At 76.1% G+C, this 16,496-nt stretch carries 10 protein-coding genes and 1 pseudogene; 7 read left to right on the top strand and 4 right to left on the bottom strand.

Going from position 1 to position 16,496, the window contains the following annotated elements; genetic code table 11:
* Positions 1–360: 360 nt before the first annotated feature.
* Positions 361–1,530, top strand: a complete 1,170-nt coding sequence (locus tag ACFXGN_RS17290; RefSeq protein WP_384859455.1) for a low temperature requirement protein A — start codon at positions 361–363, stop codon at positions 1,528–1,530.
* On the opposite strand, the gene ACFXGN_RS17285 is transcribed toward ACFXGN_RS17290, so the two are convergent.
* Positions 1,457–2,332 (bottom strand): AraC family transcriptional regulator, encoded by an 876-nt coding sequence (locus tag ACFXGN_RS17285; protein WP_384859452.1) that lies wholly within the window; start codon positions 2,330–2,332, stop codon positions 1,457–1,459. The two genes, ACFXGN_RS17290 and ACFXGN_RS17285, sit on opposite strands and share 74 nt — an antisense overlap.
* Between ACFXGN_RS17285 and ACFXGN_RS17280 the strand changes: the two genes are divergently transcribed.
* A complete protein-coding gene (locus tag ACFXGN_RS17280; protein WP_384859450.1) occupies positions 2,331–2,816 on the top strand; it encodes a DUF2000 family protein in 486 nt (161 codons plus the stop codon). The genes ACFXGN_RS17285 and ACFXGN_RS17280 overlap by 2 nt on opposite strands.
* A gap of 201 nt (positions 2,817–3,017) precedes the next feature.
* On the top strand, positions 3,018–3,668 hold the full coding sequence (locus tag ACFXGN_RS17275) for a TMEM175 family protein (protein ID WP_384859448.1): 651 nt from the start codon (positions 3,018–3,020) through the stop codon (positions 3,666–3,668).
* Between the two features lie 154 nt (positions 3,669–3,822).
* On the opposite strand, the gene ACFXGN_RS17270 is transcribed toward ACFXGN_RS17275, so the two are convergent.
* Positions 3,823–5,346, bottom strand: a complete 1,524-nt coding sequence (locus tag ACFXGN_RS17270) for a PLP-dependent aminotransferase family protein (RefSeq protein WP_384859446.1) — start codon at positions 5,344–5,346, stop codon at positions 3,823–3,825.
* Positions 5,347–5,480: 134 nt separating this feature from the next.
* Between ACFXGN_RS17270 and ACFXGN_RS17265 the strand changes: the two genes are divergently transcribed.
* The 4 genes and pseudogenes from ACFXGN_RS17265 (at position 5,481) to ACFXGN_RS17250 (ending at position 12,784) form a co-directional block, all read left to right on the top strand.
* Positions 5,481–6,731, top strand: a complete 1,251-nt coding sequence (locus ACFXGN_RS17265; RefSeq protein ID WP_384859444.1) for a Tm-1-like ATP-binding domain-containing protein — start codon at positions 5,481–5,483, stop codon at positions 6,729–6,731.
* A 146-nt stretch (positions 6,732–6,877) separates the two neighbouring features.
* Positions 6,878–7,711 carry a phosphoenolpyruvate hydrolase family protein gene (locus ACFXGN_RS17260; protein WP_384859442.1) on the top strand — a complete coding sequence of 278 codons (834 nt, stop codon included), beginning with the start codon at positions 6,878–6,880 and terminating at the stop codon, positions 7,709–7,711.
* Positions 7,712–7,750: 39 nt separating this feature from the next.
* Positions 7,751–8,146 (top strand): annotated as a pseudogene (locus tag ACFXGN_RS17255) (AAA family ATPase); the annotation flags it as partial.
* Positions 8,147–8,992: 846 nt separating this feature from the next.
* Entirely contained in the window at positions 8,993–12,784 is a 3,792-nt protein-coding gene (locus ACFXGN_RS17250; protein ID WP_384859807.1) for a LuxR C-terminal-related transcriptional regulator, read from the top strand.
* On the opposite strand, the gene ACFXGN_RS17245 is transcribed toward ACFXGN_RS17250, so the two are convergent.
* Both ACFXGN_RS17245 and ACFXGN_RS17240 read right to left on the bottom strand, forming a co-directional pair.
* On the bottom strand, positions 12,766–14,499 hold the full coding sequence (locus ACFXGN_RS17245) for a protein kinase (RefSeq protein WP_384859439.1): 1,734 nt from the start codon (positions 14,497–14,499) through the stop codon (positions 12,766–12,768). The two genes, ACFXGN_RS17250 and ACFXGN_RS17245, sit on opposite strands and share 19 nt — an antisense overlap.
* Positions 14,496–16,475: a hypothetical protein gene (locus ACFXGN_RS17240; protein WP_384859436.1), complete on the bottom strand. Its 1,980-nt coding sequence runs from the start codon at positions 16,473–16,475 to the stop codon at positions 14,496–14,498. Before ACFXGN_RS17240 ends, ACFXGN_RS17245 begins: the two co-directional genes overlap by 4 nt.
* Between the last annotated feature and the right edge of the window lie 21 nt (positions 16,476–16,496).

Here is a 16,496-nt window from a genome sequence, read left to right as displayed (position 1 = left end):
CCGCGCACCGCGCACCGCGCACCGCGCACCGCGCACCGCGCACCGCGCACCGCGCACCGCGCACCGCGCACCGCGCACCGCGCACCGCGCACCGCGTTCCCGGTGCTCGACGGGCCGTTCCAGGACCGACCGGGCCGAGTCCGACGGCGGCCGAGGCGATGATCCCGCCTCCATTCCGATCGCGGTCCGGTCGTATCCGGTCGTGTCGGTCGTGGTCCGGTCGCGGTCCGATCGAAGTCCGGTCGGTTACGAGGGGCCGGTGGCCGGGCACACATACGTCCCGCCGCCGCCCGCGCGGCCGTGGACCCCTCCCGCCGCGAGCGGGACGGACCGCGCCGCCGCGCCCAGGAGGAGCCGGTCATGAGCAGCGTGCCCCGCCCACCGACACCGCCGCGGCGGGAAGTGTCGCCGCTGGAACTGTTCTACGACCTGGTCTTCGTCTTCGCGGTCTCCCAGCTCTCCCACCACCTCCTGGAGCACCTCACCGCGCGGGGCGCGGCGGAGACCGTGGTCCTCCTGGCCGCCGTCTTCGGCACCTGGACCTTCACCAGCTACGAGGCCACCCTCCTCGACGTCGACCGGGCCGTCACCCGGTGGATGATCGTCGTCGTGATGGGCCTCGGCCTCTTCATGAACGCCGAGATCCCGAACGCCTTCGGCGACCACGCCCCGGCCTTCGTCGTCCCCCTGCTGCTGATCCAGTTCCTCGCCGTCGCCGTGACGGCCGCTGCCGCCCGTACCGAGACGCAGCGCGAACACTTCCGCCGCACCCTGGTCTGGATCTCCTTCTCCGCCCCGCTGTGGATCGTGGGCGCGGCGGTCGCCCCGGGCCCCCGGCTGGGGTGGTGGGCCGCCGCCGCCCTCGTGGACGTCACCGGGACCTGGCTCGCCCACCCGCTGCCGGGCCGCACCCTCAGCAGCCGCGAATTCGCCTTCGACGCCGACCACATGCTCGAACGCCTCAGGCTGCTCTTCATCATCCTGCTCGGCGAGACCGTCCTCACCGCGGGCCGGGCGATGGCCGACGCCCCGGTCGACGCGCCCAGCGTGCTCGCGACCGCGGGGGTGTTCGTGGCCCTGGTCTGTCTGTGGGCCGCCTACTTCGGCGGTGGCGAGGACGTCGTCCGTACGGTCCTCGCCACCACTCCCGACCCGGTGCGGGCGCTCCGTCTCGGCGTGAACAGCGTCTATCCGGTGCTGGCCGCGCTGGTCGCCCTCGCCGTCGGCAGCGAACTGGCCATCGCCCACCCCACCGGCCACGGTTCCACCGAGCTCGCCCTGCTCCTCTTCGGCGGGCCCGCGCTCTACCTCGTCACCACGGCCTGGTACTTCCGCACCACGGCCGGGGGAGCCTGGGCCGAACGGCTCGCCGGGGCCGCCGTCCTCGTCGTCGTGGGGGTGGCCGCCGTCCGGCTGCCCCCGCTCGCCTCCGTCGCGCTGCTCGACGTGGTCCTCCTCACGACCGCCGCCGTCCTGGTCCGCGCCCACCGGGGTCTGACGCGTTCGCTCCGGCGGGTCCCCCCGGCCTGACCGCCGCGCCGGGCCCGCCCGCGAACCGCCCGGGAGTCGTGCCCACGAGCCGTTTGAACGAGCGGTTCAGATGCGGCTGGTCGTAGAAACCGGTGGTCGCCGCGACCTCCGCGGGCGGCATCCCGTCGAGCAGCAGCCGCCGGGCCCGGTCCAGGCGCCGGGCCGTCAGATACTGGTGCGGGGCGATGCCGAAAGCCCGGCTGAACGCCCGTACGAGATGGGTGGGGTGGGCGCCCAGCAGCCCCGCCGCCTCCTCCAGGGTCACCCCCTGGAACAGCCGCGCGTCGAGCAGCTCCCGCAGAGCGTGCGCCACCCCGGGAGCGGTGCCACGCGCGCGCGTGGGGGAGCCGGGCCGCAGATGGGCGCCCAGCCGCTCGCGGACCAGGGCGAGACGGCACTGCGCCTCGAACTCGTCGCCCGGTTCCGTCAGCGCGGTGTGCAACTGCCCGATACGGTGCCGCAACAGCGGGTCGACCAGGTCGGGGGAGTCGACGGCGGCGCCGATCAGGCTCTCGTCGAGCTGGGTCAGATCCAGGTACAGGACCCGCTTGCGGAAGCCGTGGGCGGTCGCGGGGGAGCCGTTGTGCGGGACCTGCGGCGGCAGCAGCGACACGGTGTCGCCCGGCGTGCCGTGCTCGCGCCGGTCCAGGTCGTACCGGACCGCGCCGTCGTCGACGATCAGCAGCGTCCACACGTCGTGGACGTGCATCGGATACGCGTGCTCCGTGAACCGGGCGTGGAACACCTCCACCACCCCGGGGACGCGGGGACGCCACGCCGTGACCCGCTGCCCCGCCACCATGCAAGGAATGTACAAGACGCCCCGGGGCCGTCACCGGCAGCCTCGGGGCATGACCACCACCGACCACGCGCCCGTGCGCTTCGACACCAAGATCGCCGTCCTGCTGCGGGAGGACCTGGAGACCTGGCAGCGGCTGAACGTGACCGCCTTCCTGGTGAGCGGGCTCGGCACCCTGCTGCCCGAGGTGATCGGCGAACCGTACGCGGACGCCGACGACACCCCGTACCTCCCGATGTTCCGCCAGCCCGTCCTGGTCTTCGAAGGCACCGGGAAGACCCTCGTGACGGCGCACGGCCGCGCGCTCTCCCGCGCTCTCCCGACCGCCCTGTTCACGGCGGACCTCTTCACCACCGGCAACGACCGCGACAACCGGGCCGCCGTCCGCGCGGTGGCCACGGCGGACCTCGACCTCGCGGGCCTCGCCGTGTACGGACCCCGCAACGCCGTCGACAAGGTCCTCAAGGGCGCCCGTATGCACCCCTGACGGACTCCCGGGCGCCTCCGGCGTCGGGCCGGTGGCCGGGGGGCGGCCGGATTGCCTTGCCCCACCCCCCGCGCCGCTCGCGCGCCGCCCCGCCGTGACCGTGCACGATAGGTGGTTCCGACGGACGACTCCGGTGCCCGCCGGGCACCTCCCGACGACGACGGAAACCGGCGCCTGAGCCACAGGGAGTTGTTCCTCACCATGACGACCCACACCGGCCACGAGCCCGATGACGGGACCGGCGCGGCGGGAGCACGCGCCGCCGACCGGCTCACCGCCTTCGTCGACGCGGCGGTCGCGATCGCACTCACCCTCCTCGCGCTGGACCTCCCCGTCCCCTCCGGCGACACCACCGGTGCCATGCTCAGCTCGGTCGCCGACCACAGAGAGGAGTACCTGGCCTTCGGGATCAGCTTCGTGGTGATCGCCGCCCACTGGCGCGCCCACCACGAGATCTTCCGGTACGTCCGCACGCTGGACAGCCGCCTGACCAGCCTCACCCTGCTGTGGTTGTTCATGCAGGTCCTGATGCCGTTCGCGACCCGGATGATCACCGCCGACAGCGCCTTCCCGCCCCGGTTCAGCCTGTACGCGCTCGTGCAGGTCCTGGCCTCCACGTCGTTCGCGCTGATCATCCGGGAGATCCGGCGGGCACACCTGTACTACGCGGACGCCCCGCCCCAGGTGTTCGCCGAGAGCCTGGTGCGCAGCAGCTGCCTGGCCGCGGTGTTCGGGATCTCCATCCCCCTCTCGTTCGTGGTCATGAGCCCCGGCCCGTACCTGTGCTGGCTCGCGGCACCGATCGTGCTCGCCACGGCCCGCCGCGTCCAGCGCCGCGCCGCTGCCAGGTGACGCCCCGGGGACCGTCCGGCCGGACCGCCCACCGGCCGGACCCCTGCGAGCCGAGCGGACGCTCGGACCCGCGCCCGAGGGTCAGCCGCCGCGGGATCGCCACCGGGTACCGGCCCCGCCCTCCCCGCACTCCGGACACCGGCTCGCGGCCCCCTCACCCGCGCGCCCGCTCCGCGCACTCCAGGAGCACCGGCAGGGCCGCCGCCAGGGCGTCCGTCCCCCGCGCGTACGGCAGCCGGAGCCGGTCCCGGAAGCCGTCCACCGGGGAGAACGCCGAGCCGGGCACCACCGACACGCCCTGTCTGCGGGCCAGCTGGGCGAGCGCCTCGGTGTCGGTCCCCGGGACCCGTACCCAGAGCGCGGGCCCGCCCGTCGGCCGGGTCCACTCCCAGTGCGGCGCCCACGTCCGCAGCAGCGCCTCCGCCGCGTCCCGCTGCTCCCGCAGCGCGGCCCGGCGGTGCGCGCGTGCCTCCGGGAGCCGGTCCAGGAGCCGTACGGCGACGAGCTGGTCCAGCACCGAACACGACAGGTCCACCGAGGTCTTGATCTGCGCGAGCCGTGACACCACCTGCGGCGACGCACGGACCCAGCCCACCCGCAGACCGCCCCAGAACAACTTCGACAGCGTGCCCACGGTCACCGTCGAACCCATCGGCAGCTCCGCCACGAGCGGCACCGGAACTTCCTCGCCCTCCGCCCCCTGGAGTCCGGCGTCCGTCCCCGACGACCCGTCCGCCGCCCGGACCCCACCGGCCCCGTCCGGCCCCAGCGCGAGTTCGGCGCAGGCCATGTCCTCCACCGTGAACAGTTCCAGGTCCGCCAGGACCCGGCGCCACTCCCGCCGCGCGGCCCCGTCCAGACTCCGCCCCGTCGGGTTGTGCACCGTCGGCTGGAGGTACACGAGCCGGGGCCGCGCGTGCCCGACGAGCCGCCGCAGCGCCGCCGGACCGGAGCCCTCCGCCCCCGGCCCCTCCCCGCCCGGTCCGTCCCCGCCCACCGGGACCAGCCGGGCGCCCCGCGCGCGCAGCGCCTCCAGGGCGCCCCGGTAGGTCGGATCCTCCACGACCACCGTGTCCCCGGGCTCCACCAGCGCCTGCGCCACCAGCCACACCGCCTGCTGCGAACCCGCCGTCACCAGGATCTGCGCCGCCTCGGTCGGCACCCCCGCCGCCCGGTAGTGGGCGGCGACGCCCTCCCGCAGCGCCGGAAGGCCGTACGGGTGGTAGCCGTCCTCGCCGAGGAGCCCGCCGAGGCCGTCACGGCTCAGCGCGGCCACCTCCTCGCCCACCGCGCCGAGCCCCGGCAGCGCCCCGCTCGACAGATCGGCCGTGCCCGTGCCGTCGGCGGCGCGCGAACGGGCGTCGAAGCTCACGAGCCTGCCCTCGGTCACGTATCCGTCGGGCGCCCCGGAGCCCCGCAGCCGCGAACCGCTGCCCCGTACGCTCTCCAGCCGGCCCGCGTCCTCCAGGAGCCCGTAGGCGGCGGTCACGGTGGACCGGCTCACCCCGAGCACCAGGGCCAGCTCCCGCTGCGAGGGCAGCACGGTGCCGCCCGCCACGTCCCCCCGCTCGGCCAGCTCCCGCAGGGCGTCCGCGAGCCGCCGGGGCAGCGGCCCCGGCCCCTCCGACGACCAACCGGTGAGAAGTCGGGACAAACGGGTCGAAGAGATCCTGGCCATGACACCCATGGTGCGCGAAGACGCAGGCCAATCCTGCCCGACTGGTCGTTGTAGCCCCGGAACCCCCGGCGGATGATCGACGGGCGGGACCGGGCCGAGGGCCCGGAGGACCGGACAGGGAGATGGGTGAGGTCATGGCGACCGTCGTGCTGGTCGGCACACTGGACACCAAGGGCGAGGAGTACGCCTGGCTGCGCGAGCGGCTCAGGGAGTACGGCAGCGACGTCCTCCTCGTCGACACCGGGATCATGCCGCCGCCCGCCCACGCACCGGTGCCCGACGTCTCCGCCGACGTCGTCGCACGGGCCGGGGGCCACGACCTCGCCGCCCTGAGGGCGGCGGGCGACCGGGGCGCGGCCGTCGCCGCGATGGCCCAGGGCCTCTCCCGGGTCGTCGTCGACCTCTACCGCAAGGGCCGCCTCCACGCCGTGCTCGCCGCCGCGGGCAGCGGCGGCTCCGCCATCGCCGCACAGGCCATGCGGGCCCTGCCCATCGGCGTACCGAAGGTGCTCGTCAGCACCATGGCCGGGGGAGACGTCTCCCCGTACGTCGACAGCAGCGACCTCACCCTGATGTACAGCGTCGTCGACATCTCCGGACTGAACTCCGTCTCCTGCCAGGTCCTCGGCAACGCCGCCGCCGCGGCCGCCGGAATGGCCCGCCGCCACGAGCGCAACCACGACGAGCCCGCGGGCCGGGGACGGCCGGTCGTCGCCGCCACCATGTTCGGCGTGACGACCCCGGCCGTCGACGTCGCCCGCACCCGGCTCGCCGAACTCGGCTACGAGGTCCTCGTCTTCCACGCCACCGGCGCGGGCGGCCGGGCGGTCGAGAAGCTCGCCAGGGACGGGATGCTCGACGGCGTCCTCGACCTCACCACCACCGAACTCGCCGACGAACTCGTCGGCGGGGTGCTCAGCGCGGGCCCGGCCAGGCTCACCGCCGCCGGAATGATGGGCGTTCCCCAGGTCGTCGCCCCCGGAGCCCTCGACATGGTCAACTTCGGCCCCGCCGCGACCGTGCCCGAACGGTTCGCCGAGCGGCGGCTGCTCATCCACAACGCCACCGTGACCCTGATGCGCACGACCCCCGGCGAGATGGCCGAACTCGGCACCGCCATGGGCCGCAAACTGCGCACCGCCCGGGGCCCGGCCGAGGTCTTCTGGCCCCTGCGCGGCCTCTCCGCCGTGGACGTGGCCGACGGGCCGTTCGAGGACCCGGAGGCGGACCGGGCCGGTCTGGACGCGCTCCGCGCCGCCGTCCGGGGCGGCGAGGTCCGCGTCCACGAGCTCGACGCCCACGTCAACGACCCCTCCTTCGCCGTCGCCATGGCCGACCGCCTCCACCGGCTGATCAGCGAGAAGGCGCGCGGCACCACCTTCTGAGCGACCGGCACCGGTACCGCGACCTGATCCGATCCGATCTGATCCGTTACCGGTACCGGTACCGCGACCGGATCCCGTATCGGTACCGCGACGAGACCGGGAACGCGCCGGAATCCCCCCACCCGAGACACCGAGGAGTGACGATCGTGACCACCATCAGCCGCCAGGACGTGCTCGACCGGCTGCGCGCCCAGGTCGCCGCAGGCCGCCCGGTCGTCGGCGCCGGAGCGGGCACCGGCCTCTCCGCCAAGTGCGCCGAGGAAGGCGGGGTGGACCTGCTGATCATCTACAACTCCGGCCGCTACCGGATGGCCGGGCGGGGCTCGCTCGCGGGCCTCCTGCCGTACGGCGACGCCAACGCGATCGTCCAGGACATGGCCCGCGAGGTGCTGCCCGTTGTCCGCGACACCCCCGTCCTCGCGGGTGTCTGCGGCACGGACCCGTTCCGCCGCATGGACCTCTTCCTCGACCAGCTCAAGGCGATGGGCTTCGCGGGCGTGCAGAACTTCCCCACGGTCGGCCTCTACGACGGGACCTTCCGCGTCCACCTGGAGGAGACCGGCATGGGGTACGGCCTGGAGGTGGACATGGTCCGCGCCGCCCACGAGCGCGACCTGCTCACCGCCCCGTACGTCTTCGACCCCGAGCAGGCGGCCGACATGGCGCGGGCCGGAGCCGACGTCCTGGTACCCCACGTGGGACTCACCACCAAGGGAGCCATCGGCGCGGGCACGGCCATGACGCTCGATCAGGCGGCCGTCGCCGTCCAGGAGATGCACGACGCGGCGAAGCGCGTGAATCCTGACATCCTGGTCCTCTGCCACGGCGGGCCGATCGCCGAGCCGGAGGACGCCCGGTACGTCCTGGAGCACACCACCGGGGTCGTCGGCTTCTTCGGTGCCTCCTCGATCGAACGCCTGCCCACCGAACGGGCCATCACGGAGCAGACCCGCGCCTTCAAGGCCCTGACCAGCGGCTGAGGCCGTTGTCAGTGCCGTGCCGTACAACTGGGGGAACTGGTGAACGGCACGGCACGACCGGCCGTCCGCCCGGACGACCGGACAGGGGGACGGCACGTGGACACCTTCGTGGACCCGGGGTGCGCCGACCGGGTGCCCTTCCTCGGCCGGACCGGTGAACTCGACCTGCTCGACGCGCTGTTACGCGGCCGGGCCGGGGGAGCGGGCCCGGTGGCCGTGGACGTCACGGGCGAGCCGGGCATCGGCAAGACCCGGCTCGCCACGGAGTTCGCGGCCCGGGTCCGTGGGCGCGGCGCGGACGGACGAGAGGCCCCGCTCGTCCTCCACGGCCGTGCGGGTCCCGGCCTGACCGCCGACACACCCTTCCGGGCCTGGGCCGACGCCCTGGCCGGGCTCGACCACCACGACCGGACCGCCCACCCGGAACTGTCCGCGCTGGCGGACCTCGTCGAGAGCGGGACGGAGAGCCCGGCGGCGGGTGTCCGCACCGGCCGCCCGTGGGACGACCGGCCCGCCACCGGATCCAGGACGGGCCCCGCACCGCACTCGCCCGTGCCGGGGGACGGGAACTCCGACACGGGCCCCCCGGCGCGGAACCCGGGCTCGCCCAGGGACCTCACGGCAGGAGACCCCCACCTCCCGGCGAGCCCACCGGAGGGACGGACGAACCGTGGCGGCGACTCGGACGAGGACCCGGCGGTGGGACACGCGGGCCGGGGCGACGGCTTCTGCGATGGCCCCGATACGGGCCTGGCGGCGGGGCGGACGGATCGGGGCGGCTGCTCCGGAGGTTGTCCCGGTGCAGGCCCGGGGGCAGGGCACGCGGGCGGGGGCGATGGCCTCGGAGGCCGTCCCGATGCGGGCCCGGTGGTGGGGCGGACGGGCCGGGGGGAAGGGTTCGGCGGCAGTCCCGATGCGGTCCTGGCAGCGGGGCGGCCGGGTCGGGGCGGTGACCCTGGCGGTCTTCCCGGCGCGGGCCCGGAGGTGGGGCACGCGGGCCGGGGGGACGGCTTCGGTGGCCGTCCCGGTGACGCGGGCCCGGTGGCGGGGAGCGGGGGTCGTGGTGCCGACTCCGGTGGCTGCCTCGGTGGGCGCCATGCGGCGGGAACTGTGGGGCATGGTGCCGACTCCGGTGGTTGCCCCGGCGCAGGTCCGGTGGCGGGGAGCGGGGGTCATGGAGCCGACTCCCGTGGTTGCCCCGATGGGCGCCACACGGCGGGAACTGTGGGGCATGGCGCCGAATCCGGCGACTTCAGTGGCTGCCCCGGCGCGGGCCCGGAGGTGGGGCGCACGGGTCGGGAGTCCGGCTTCGACGGTCACCCGGACGAGAACCCGGCGATAGCGCCCGGGGGCCGTGGAGCCGGTTCCGGACGCTACCCCGACGCCGCCGGTCCTGACGCCGCCGGTTCCGACGGCCACGGCGCCGCCGGTTCCGGTCGCCTCCCCGATCCGGCGCTGGTGCGCCGGATCGCCCGCGCGGTCCGTGCCGTACCGGCCCCCGGACTCGTGCTCGTCCTCGACGACCTCCACCACGCCGACACCGCCACCGTCGCCCTCGTGGACCATCTGCTCCGGCACCCGCTCCGGGCGCCCGTCCTGCTCGTACTGGTCCGGCGCGAGCGCCAGACCGCGCCCGCGCTCGCCGCGGTCCTCGCCCGGGGAACCGACAGCGGCTCCCTGGCCCGGCTCCCGCTCCGGCCGCTGACGGCCCACGACGGGATCGAGGCCCTCGCCCCCGGCTTGTCACCGGGAGCGGCCCGCGAACTCCACGCCACGAGCCTCGGGAACCCGCTCCACCACCGAGCCCTCGCGCACCTCCGCCTCCGCCCGGACGAGACGCCCGGCACCGGCCCGGCGGTGGCGCTCCTCGACGAACTGACCGTGCTCACCCCGCCCGAGCGGGCCATCGTGGACGCCCTCGCCGTATTCGATGGCCCCGTGACCACGGAGCTGCTGGCCGCGATGACCGGCCTCACCGTCACCCCTTCCCCTTACGGGGACGCGCTGCCGACGTATGCGCAGGCGGACGGCCGGGTCGAGCCGGGAGACCGGTACCCGGACCAGCAGGGGTGCCCGGCACCGGACCGACCGGCACCCCCGTGGATTCCGACCGCCTCGAAGGGGGACGGGCTCCCGCACCCGTCGCCCGACCGGTACGTGTTCGCCGAGACCCCGGCCGACCGGAACACGGCCCCACTAGCCGACCGGCCCATACACGCGTACGGGGTGGCCGATCCGTACGAGGACCAGCCCACGGGCCTTCCGGTGGACCGGACACCGGACCGGCCGACACACGAGCACGCGCCCGGGGAAGGAACGGCGGGCCGGTACGAGGAGCGGGACGGAGACCGGGACCGGGACATGAACCTGCGGAGGGACCCGCTGTCGGGCCGCGCCCCGGCTTCGGACCGTGCCTTGTCGGGGGGTTCTGTTCGGGCTCCGGCTCCTGTTCCGGGTTCTGCTCCGGCCTCGGGCTCGGGCTCGGTTTCGGTCTCGGGCTCCGCTCCGACCTCGGGTTCGGGCCCTGCCTCGGCTCCGGGCCCCGTTCCGGCCTCGTGCTCCGCCTCGGGCCCAGGCCGCGTTCCGGTTTCCGCGTCAGCCGCTGTCCCGGTCGCGGCTGGAGGACCGGCCGCTGATCGGGTCTCAGGTCCAGAACCGGTCCTGGGTCCAGTGCCCGAGCCGACCTCTGCCCTCGAACCGGAGACGGGTCCCGGACCGACTGCGGCCCCCGGCTCGACCACGGCCGCCGATCCGGCGATGGGCCCCGAGCCGATTCCGGACCGGGTCTCGTTCTCGCTCCCGGACCCGGACCCGGACCCGGACCCGGACCCGGACCCGGACCCGGACCCCGGCTCGGTCTCCGGCTCGGTCTCCGGCTCGGTCCCGGTCTTCACGGGGGCTCAGGGAGCTTCCGGGATCGACCGGTCCGCCGTCCGGCCTCCGGGCCTCGTCTCCGGACGGCGGGTGCCCGTAAGGGAGCCGGGTGGGGAGCCGGTGGGGGACACCGACGGCCAGGTCCCGGGGCGGGCCGTCCCCCGCAGGGTCGCCCCCGGTCTCGACGGCGTCCTGCGGGCGCTGGCCCGCCGGGACCTCGTCCGGGCCGCTGAGGGCGGGCGGGCCCTTGTCCTGCGCCACCCCGCGCTCCCCGAGATCGTCCGGGCCGCGATCGACCCCTGGCACCGGGGGGAACTGCACCGGAGGGCGGCCCGTGCCCTGGCGGCGTCCGGGGCGCCGGTGACCGTACGGGCCCCGCACCTCGTCCGTGCCACCACGGCCTGGGACCCGGAGGCCGCCGCCCAACTGGTCGAGGCCGCCGAGCGGATCGACCCGGCCGACCCGGCGCGCGCCGCCGACTGGCTGGCCACCGTCCTCGCGCTGCTGCCCGACGCCCCCGAGCACCGGGCGGCCCGGCGGGACCTGACGTTCCGCCGGGCGCGGTCCCTCGCCTCGGCGGGCCGGACGACGGAGGCACGGGACCTCCTCCACCTCGCCGACGCCTCCGGCCCCGCCCCCGCCCCCGGCCCCGTCCCCGCCCCCGGCGACGGCGACGGCACGGACGGGCAGGACGCGGCAGAGCCGCGGACCGCCGCCGTCCTGCTCCGCGCCTCCGTGGAACGCCAGCTCGGCCACCACGCCGAGGCGGACGCGCTGCTCCGCCGGGAACTGGAAAGGACCCCCGGGCCCCGCCCCGGGCCGAGGAACAGGCTCGTCGTGGAGTGGGGCTGCCGGGCCCTCTCCGCCGCCCGCTACCCCGAGGCCCGTCCGGCCGTCATCCGGACCCTGGAAGAGGTCCGGCGACGGCACGACGAGACGGGCACGGCGGAGGTCCTCACCCTGGCGGCCCTCGGAGAGGCGTACGAGGGGGCGACGGCCGCCGCCCGTACCCACGTCCGGGAGGCGGCTGCCCTCATCGACGCCCTCACCGACGGGGAACTGGCCGTCCACACCGAGCCGCTGATCCGGCTCGCCTGGGCCGAGGCGTTCCTGGAGCGGTACGCGGCGGCCGAGCGCCACACGGCCCGGGGCGCCGCGCTGGCCCGCCGCGCCGGACGGCCCCTCGCGCTCTCTCAGTTCCTGCTCTGCTCCGCCTACGTCCACCTCCTGACCGGCAGGGTGGGCCGGGCCCTCCCCCTCGCCGAGGAGTCCCTCGCCGTCGCCCGCGCCCGGGGCGGTTTCGAACTCCTCGGCTTCACCCGGGCGGTCCGAGCCGTCGTCCTGCTGCACGCCCGTCCGCTCGGCGACCCCGAACCGCTGGCAGCGGCCGAGGAGGCCGCCGCCACGGTGGGCACCGCACGGGGCTGGTGGGCCACCCAGGCCCGCGCGCTCCTCGCCTGCTCCGTGGCGACGGCACGGGACCCGTACCGGGTCCGCGAGGTCCTGCTGGACGCGGGCGGAGGCCCGGACCTCACGGGGCTCCAGCCCTCGCTGCGCCCCGCGTACCTCGAACTCCTCGTGGAGGCGTCCCTCGCCGTGGGAGACCTCGCGGAGGCCGAGCGCGCCGCCCGCCGGGCCCTTGAGGAGGCGGCCACCCTGGGTCTGCCGACGCAGAGCGCCGCCGCCGGGCAGGCCTGGGGCAGGGTCCTCGCCCGGCGCGGCGAACGGAGCGCCTCGGCGACGGCGTTCGCCGGGGCGGCGCGGGAGGGCGCCCGGTCCGGGGCGACGCTCCGGGAGGCGCACGGCCTGCTGCTCGCCGCGCCCAGGGTCCGGGCCGCCGGGGACGGCCCGCACGCGGCGGCCCTCTGGCGCCGGGGCCGCCGACTGGCCGAGGAGGGCGGCGCCCGCCTCCTGGTGGACCTGGCCGACCGGACCCGCCCTGACGTGCCGGACGGCACCACGGGCTCCAGACTCGCCGCGCTCACCCCGCGCGAGCACGAGATATCCGCGCTGGTGGCGGAGGGGCTGACCAACCAGGCCGTGGCCGAACGGCTCTGCCTGAGCCCCCGCACGGTCGAGAGCCATGTCGCCCGGGTCTACCGGAAGACGGGCGTGGAGACCCGGGCGGGCCTCGCGTCGCTCGTCGCCAGGGACCGGGCGGACAGCGCGCCCGGGAGGGATCAGTCCTTGCGGGGGTAGGTGGAGCTCACCCGGCCCTTGGCGTCGGCTTTCAGATAGGCGGAGCCGTACGAGTCGGACAGGTACACGCTGAGCCCCAGCGAGTTGCCGACGAGCGTCGAGGCCGGAACGAGGATGACGTAACGGCTCGTCGGCTCGTCCACGCCCAGCTCCTTGTCGGCGCGCTTCAGGAGCGCGGGCAGGACGTCCCAGTCGACGGCGTCGAGGTCCGTCGGGACCGTGCCGGGGAAGGCCGTGCCCGAACCTTGGCGTACGGCGACGTCCTCGCCCCGGTAGACGTACCGGTCGTACCGCTTGGTGCTGCCCTTGACCAGGGACTCGGCGATCGCGTACTCCGGGTACACGACGAATCGGGTGACCTTGGTCCCGCCCGAGGCCGCCTTCACCGCGGCGATGGCGGCGCGGACCCCGGCGGGCGTCAGAAGGTTCGGCTTCGCCGCCTCGTCCGTACCCGTCGTCCGGGTCCCCTCGGACGGCTTCGGGGCCGAGGTCCGCCGGGCCGCCGGGCCCGGCGGCGAGGACGCCCCGCCCGGCCCGCCGCCGGGGTCGGCCGGCTGCCACTCCCAGACCATCGCCCCGACGGGGATGCCGACGGCCAGTGCCACGACGACGGCGGCGCGCGCCACCCACCCGGCGCGCCCCCGGCGCCGCCCCTCGCCGGTACGGGAGGACGAGACGGCCGCCGGGGTGGTCGCCGAAGCCGAGGGTCCGACAGCGGAGGGTCCGGCCGCCGGGTCCGGACCGGACGGATCCGGCGCCGAAGGCATCGGGCCCGAGGGAGGGGCCAGCCGGAAGGAGGTGGCCCCGCCGGAGGCACCGGGGTCGCCCACGGTCCCGGCGGGCGCCGGGGGCGCGGCCTCCTGGAGGCCCGCGCCTCCCACCGCGCCGCTCGTCGGCGCCATCGCGGCGAGCGCCCGGTCGAGTTCCGCCGCGTCCGGGCGGGCGGCCGGGTCCCGTACGAGGAGACCGGTCAGGACCCCGGTCAGCGCACCGGCCCGGCGCGGCGGCGGCACGTCGTCGGAGAGGACGGCCGCGAGCGTCGCCAGGGTGTTCTCGCGGCGCAGCGGATGGGTGCCCTCGACCGCCACGTACAGGAGCATCCCGAGCGACCACAGGTCGGCGGCGGGACCGCTGCCGGCGTTGCCCCGGATGCGTTCGGGGGCCATGTAGTCGGGGGAGCCGATGATGGAGCCGGAGGCGGTCAGGACGGTGGACTCGCGGATCGCCGCGATGCCGAAGTCGGTGAGGACGGGCCGCCCGTCCGGCCGCAGGAGGACGTTCGCGGGCTTCACGTCACGGTGCTCGATGTCCCGTTCGTGGGCGGCCCGCAGGGCGGAGAGCAGCTCACGGCCGAGCGCGGCGGCCTCGGCGGGCGCCAGGGGCCCCCGGTCGAGCCGGTCCTGGAGGGACCCGCCCGTGACCAGTTCCATCACGAGCCACGGGTACGTTCCCTCACCGGCGTCCACGATGTGATGGATCGTCACCACATTGGGGTGGTCGATCCGGGCCAGGGCGCGGGCCTCGCGCAGGACGCGGGCGCGCAGGGTCCTGGCGCCCTCGACGTCGTACTCGGCCATCGCCGGGTCCGGCGGGCGCACCTCCTTGAGCGCCACATCACGGTGCAGGGCCAGGTCGCGGGCGCGCCAGACCGTTCCCATGCCGCCACCGCCCAGCCGTTCCACCAGCTCGAAGCGGCCGTCGATCACTCTGCTCACACGCACCCCTGTCGGGTCCCCGGGGCGACGGCGGCCCTCGGCCCGACCCCGCCCACTTCGCCGTACACGTTCATCCGGTAGCGCCCCACGGGCACGTCGGCCCCGGGAAGACCGCGCGGTTCCGGCGGGAGACCGCCCCCGGCGGCCCCTCCGTCCGCGCCCCCGGTCCCGGGGTCCGGCCCGTTGTCGCCCCCGACCGTACTACCGTGCGAGCCGGCCGCGTCGTACTCCCCGTGCGTCCGGTACAGCTCGTCCGCCCGCCGGTACGACCGAGCCGCCTCCGCCGCCGCCCCGGCCGCCCCGAAGGCCTGCCCGGCCCGTCGGTGCAGGGCGGCGGCGTGCCGTGGATCGTCCCGGTCCAGGGCCGTTTCGGCGGCGCGCGCGTATTCCACGGCGGCCCGGTGGGGCTCGCCGAGCAGCAGGGCGCAGTACGCGAGCAGAGCCCCGGCACGTACGCGCTCCGCCGTGTCGTCGTCCCCGGCCGACCCGGCCACCGCCCGTTCGAGGAACGCGACGGCCTCGCGGGCGCGCCCGCGCTCCAGGTACGCGAGCCCGAGCCCGAGCCGTGCGCAGACCCCCAGCCGGGGGTCGGAACCGACCCGGTCGGCGAGCCGGACGGCCTCCACGAGCAGAGCCAGCTCCTCGTCCGCCGCGTCGGCGGCCGAAGGGGCGGACTCTTCCGGCGAGCCGTCCCGGACCGGCGGGGTGCTGCTTTCCCCTCCGCTTTCCCCTCCGACGGCCTCGACGGTCTCGACCGGTGGGGAGGTGTTCATCGGTGAGGTGTTCCCGGCCGGGGCGGTGATGCTGTCCGGGGCCGTGACCTCGGGCTGGACGGTGGTGCCGTTCGGGTCCGGGGCTTCGACGGGGGTGGTGCTGCCGCTCGGGACGGGGATCTCGGCCGGGACGGTGATGCGGGGCGGAGCCGGGCCCTCGGCCGGGACGGTGATGCCGGGCGGAGTCGGGCCCTCGGCCGTGGCCGTGGCCCCCTCCGCGGCCGTGGCCCCTTCCGGCTCCGGGCCCTCGCCAGGTCGTCCGTCCCCGGTGGGCTCCCCGCTCCGCTCCCGTTCCTCCTCTCCCTCCCGCGACGCGAGCGTTCGCGCGAGGGAGAGGAGGAGACGTATGCGGTCGTCCCGCCGGAGCGGTGCCGTGGGCTCATCGGCGGCGAGCGCCGCACGGAGCAGCGCCACCGCCTCCCCGTGGGCACCGGTGGCCCGCAGGACGGCGGCGAGCAGCGGTTCGTGCTCGGCGGCGCACCAGGGCCGTCCCCCGAACCGGTGGCCCGCCACGGCGGCCCTCAGGAGAGGGAGGGCGGCGGGCGGATCGTCCGGCGCCGTGATCCGGCCCAGCAGGGCGCGCGTGTCGGCGAGGACCCGTGAGACGGCGGGTTCCGCCGCGTGCGGAGCGGCGAAGGCGACGAGCCGGCTGAGTTCCGCGCGGAGGACCGCCGCCTCGACGTCCGGGGCGGGAGCGGTGTCCAGCAGATCGGCGACGGCCAGATCACGCGAGAGGCGCACGGTGACGGCCTCGGCGACGGAGGCGCGGCCGGTCGCGTGCAGGACGGCGGCCCGCTCGTGGAGTTCGTCGAGTGCGGCCCGTGCCGTCCCGCCCGGCTCGGGTCCCGCGAGCAGCGCGCGGGCCCGGGAGACGAGTGCCTTGCCGCGCTGACCGGCCTGTTCGTGCAGGTCGGCGGCGCGGGTGAAGAGCGGTCCCGCGATCGACCGCACCGGGCCCAGACGGTCCAGAGCGGCTGCGTCCAGGGCGTCGGCGTGGTCCCCGGGAGCGAGGACGCCGTCCGTACGGCGCAGGGCGGTCGCGGCCCGCTCCCAGGCGTCGGCGGCCCCGGGGTGGGCGTCGGCGGTGAGGCGCCGGGCCCGGTGGAGCAGTTCGTGCGGATCCTCCGGTTCGCCGGGGCCGCCGGGCCCCGGGCCGTACGGATGCTCAGAACGCGGGAAGGCGTCGGGTGAGCGGCTGCTCATGTGCGGTGCTCCGGCGGGTGG

Source organism: Streptomyces sp. NPDC059247 (genome assembly GCF_042754005.1).
Taxonomy (GTDB): domain Bacteria; phylum Actinomycetota; class Actinomycetes; order Streptomycetales; family Streptomycetaceae; genus Streptomyces.
Note: the sequence above shows the minus strand (reverse complement) of the source record. Positions and strands in the feature narration are given on the sequence as shown.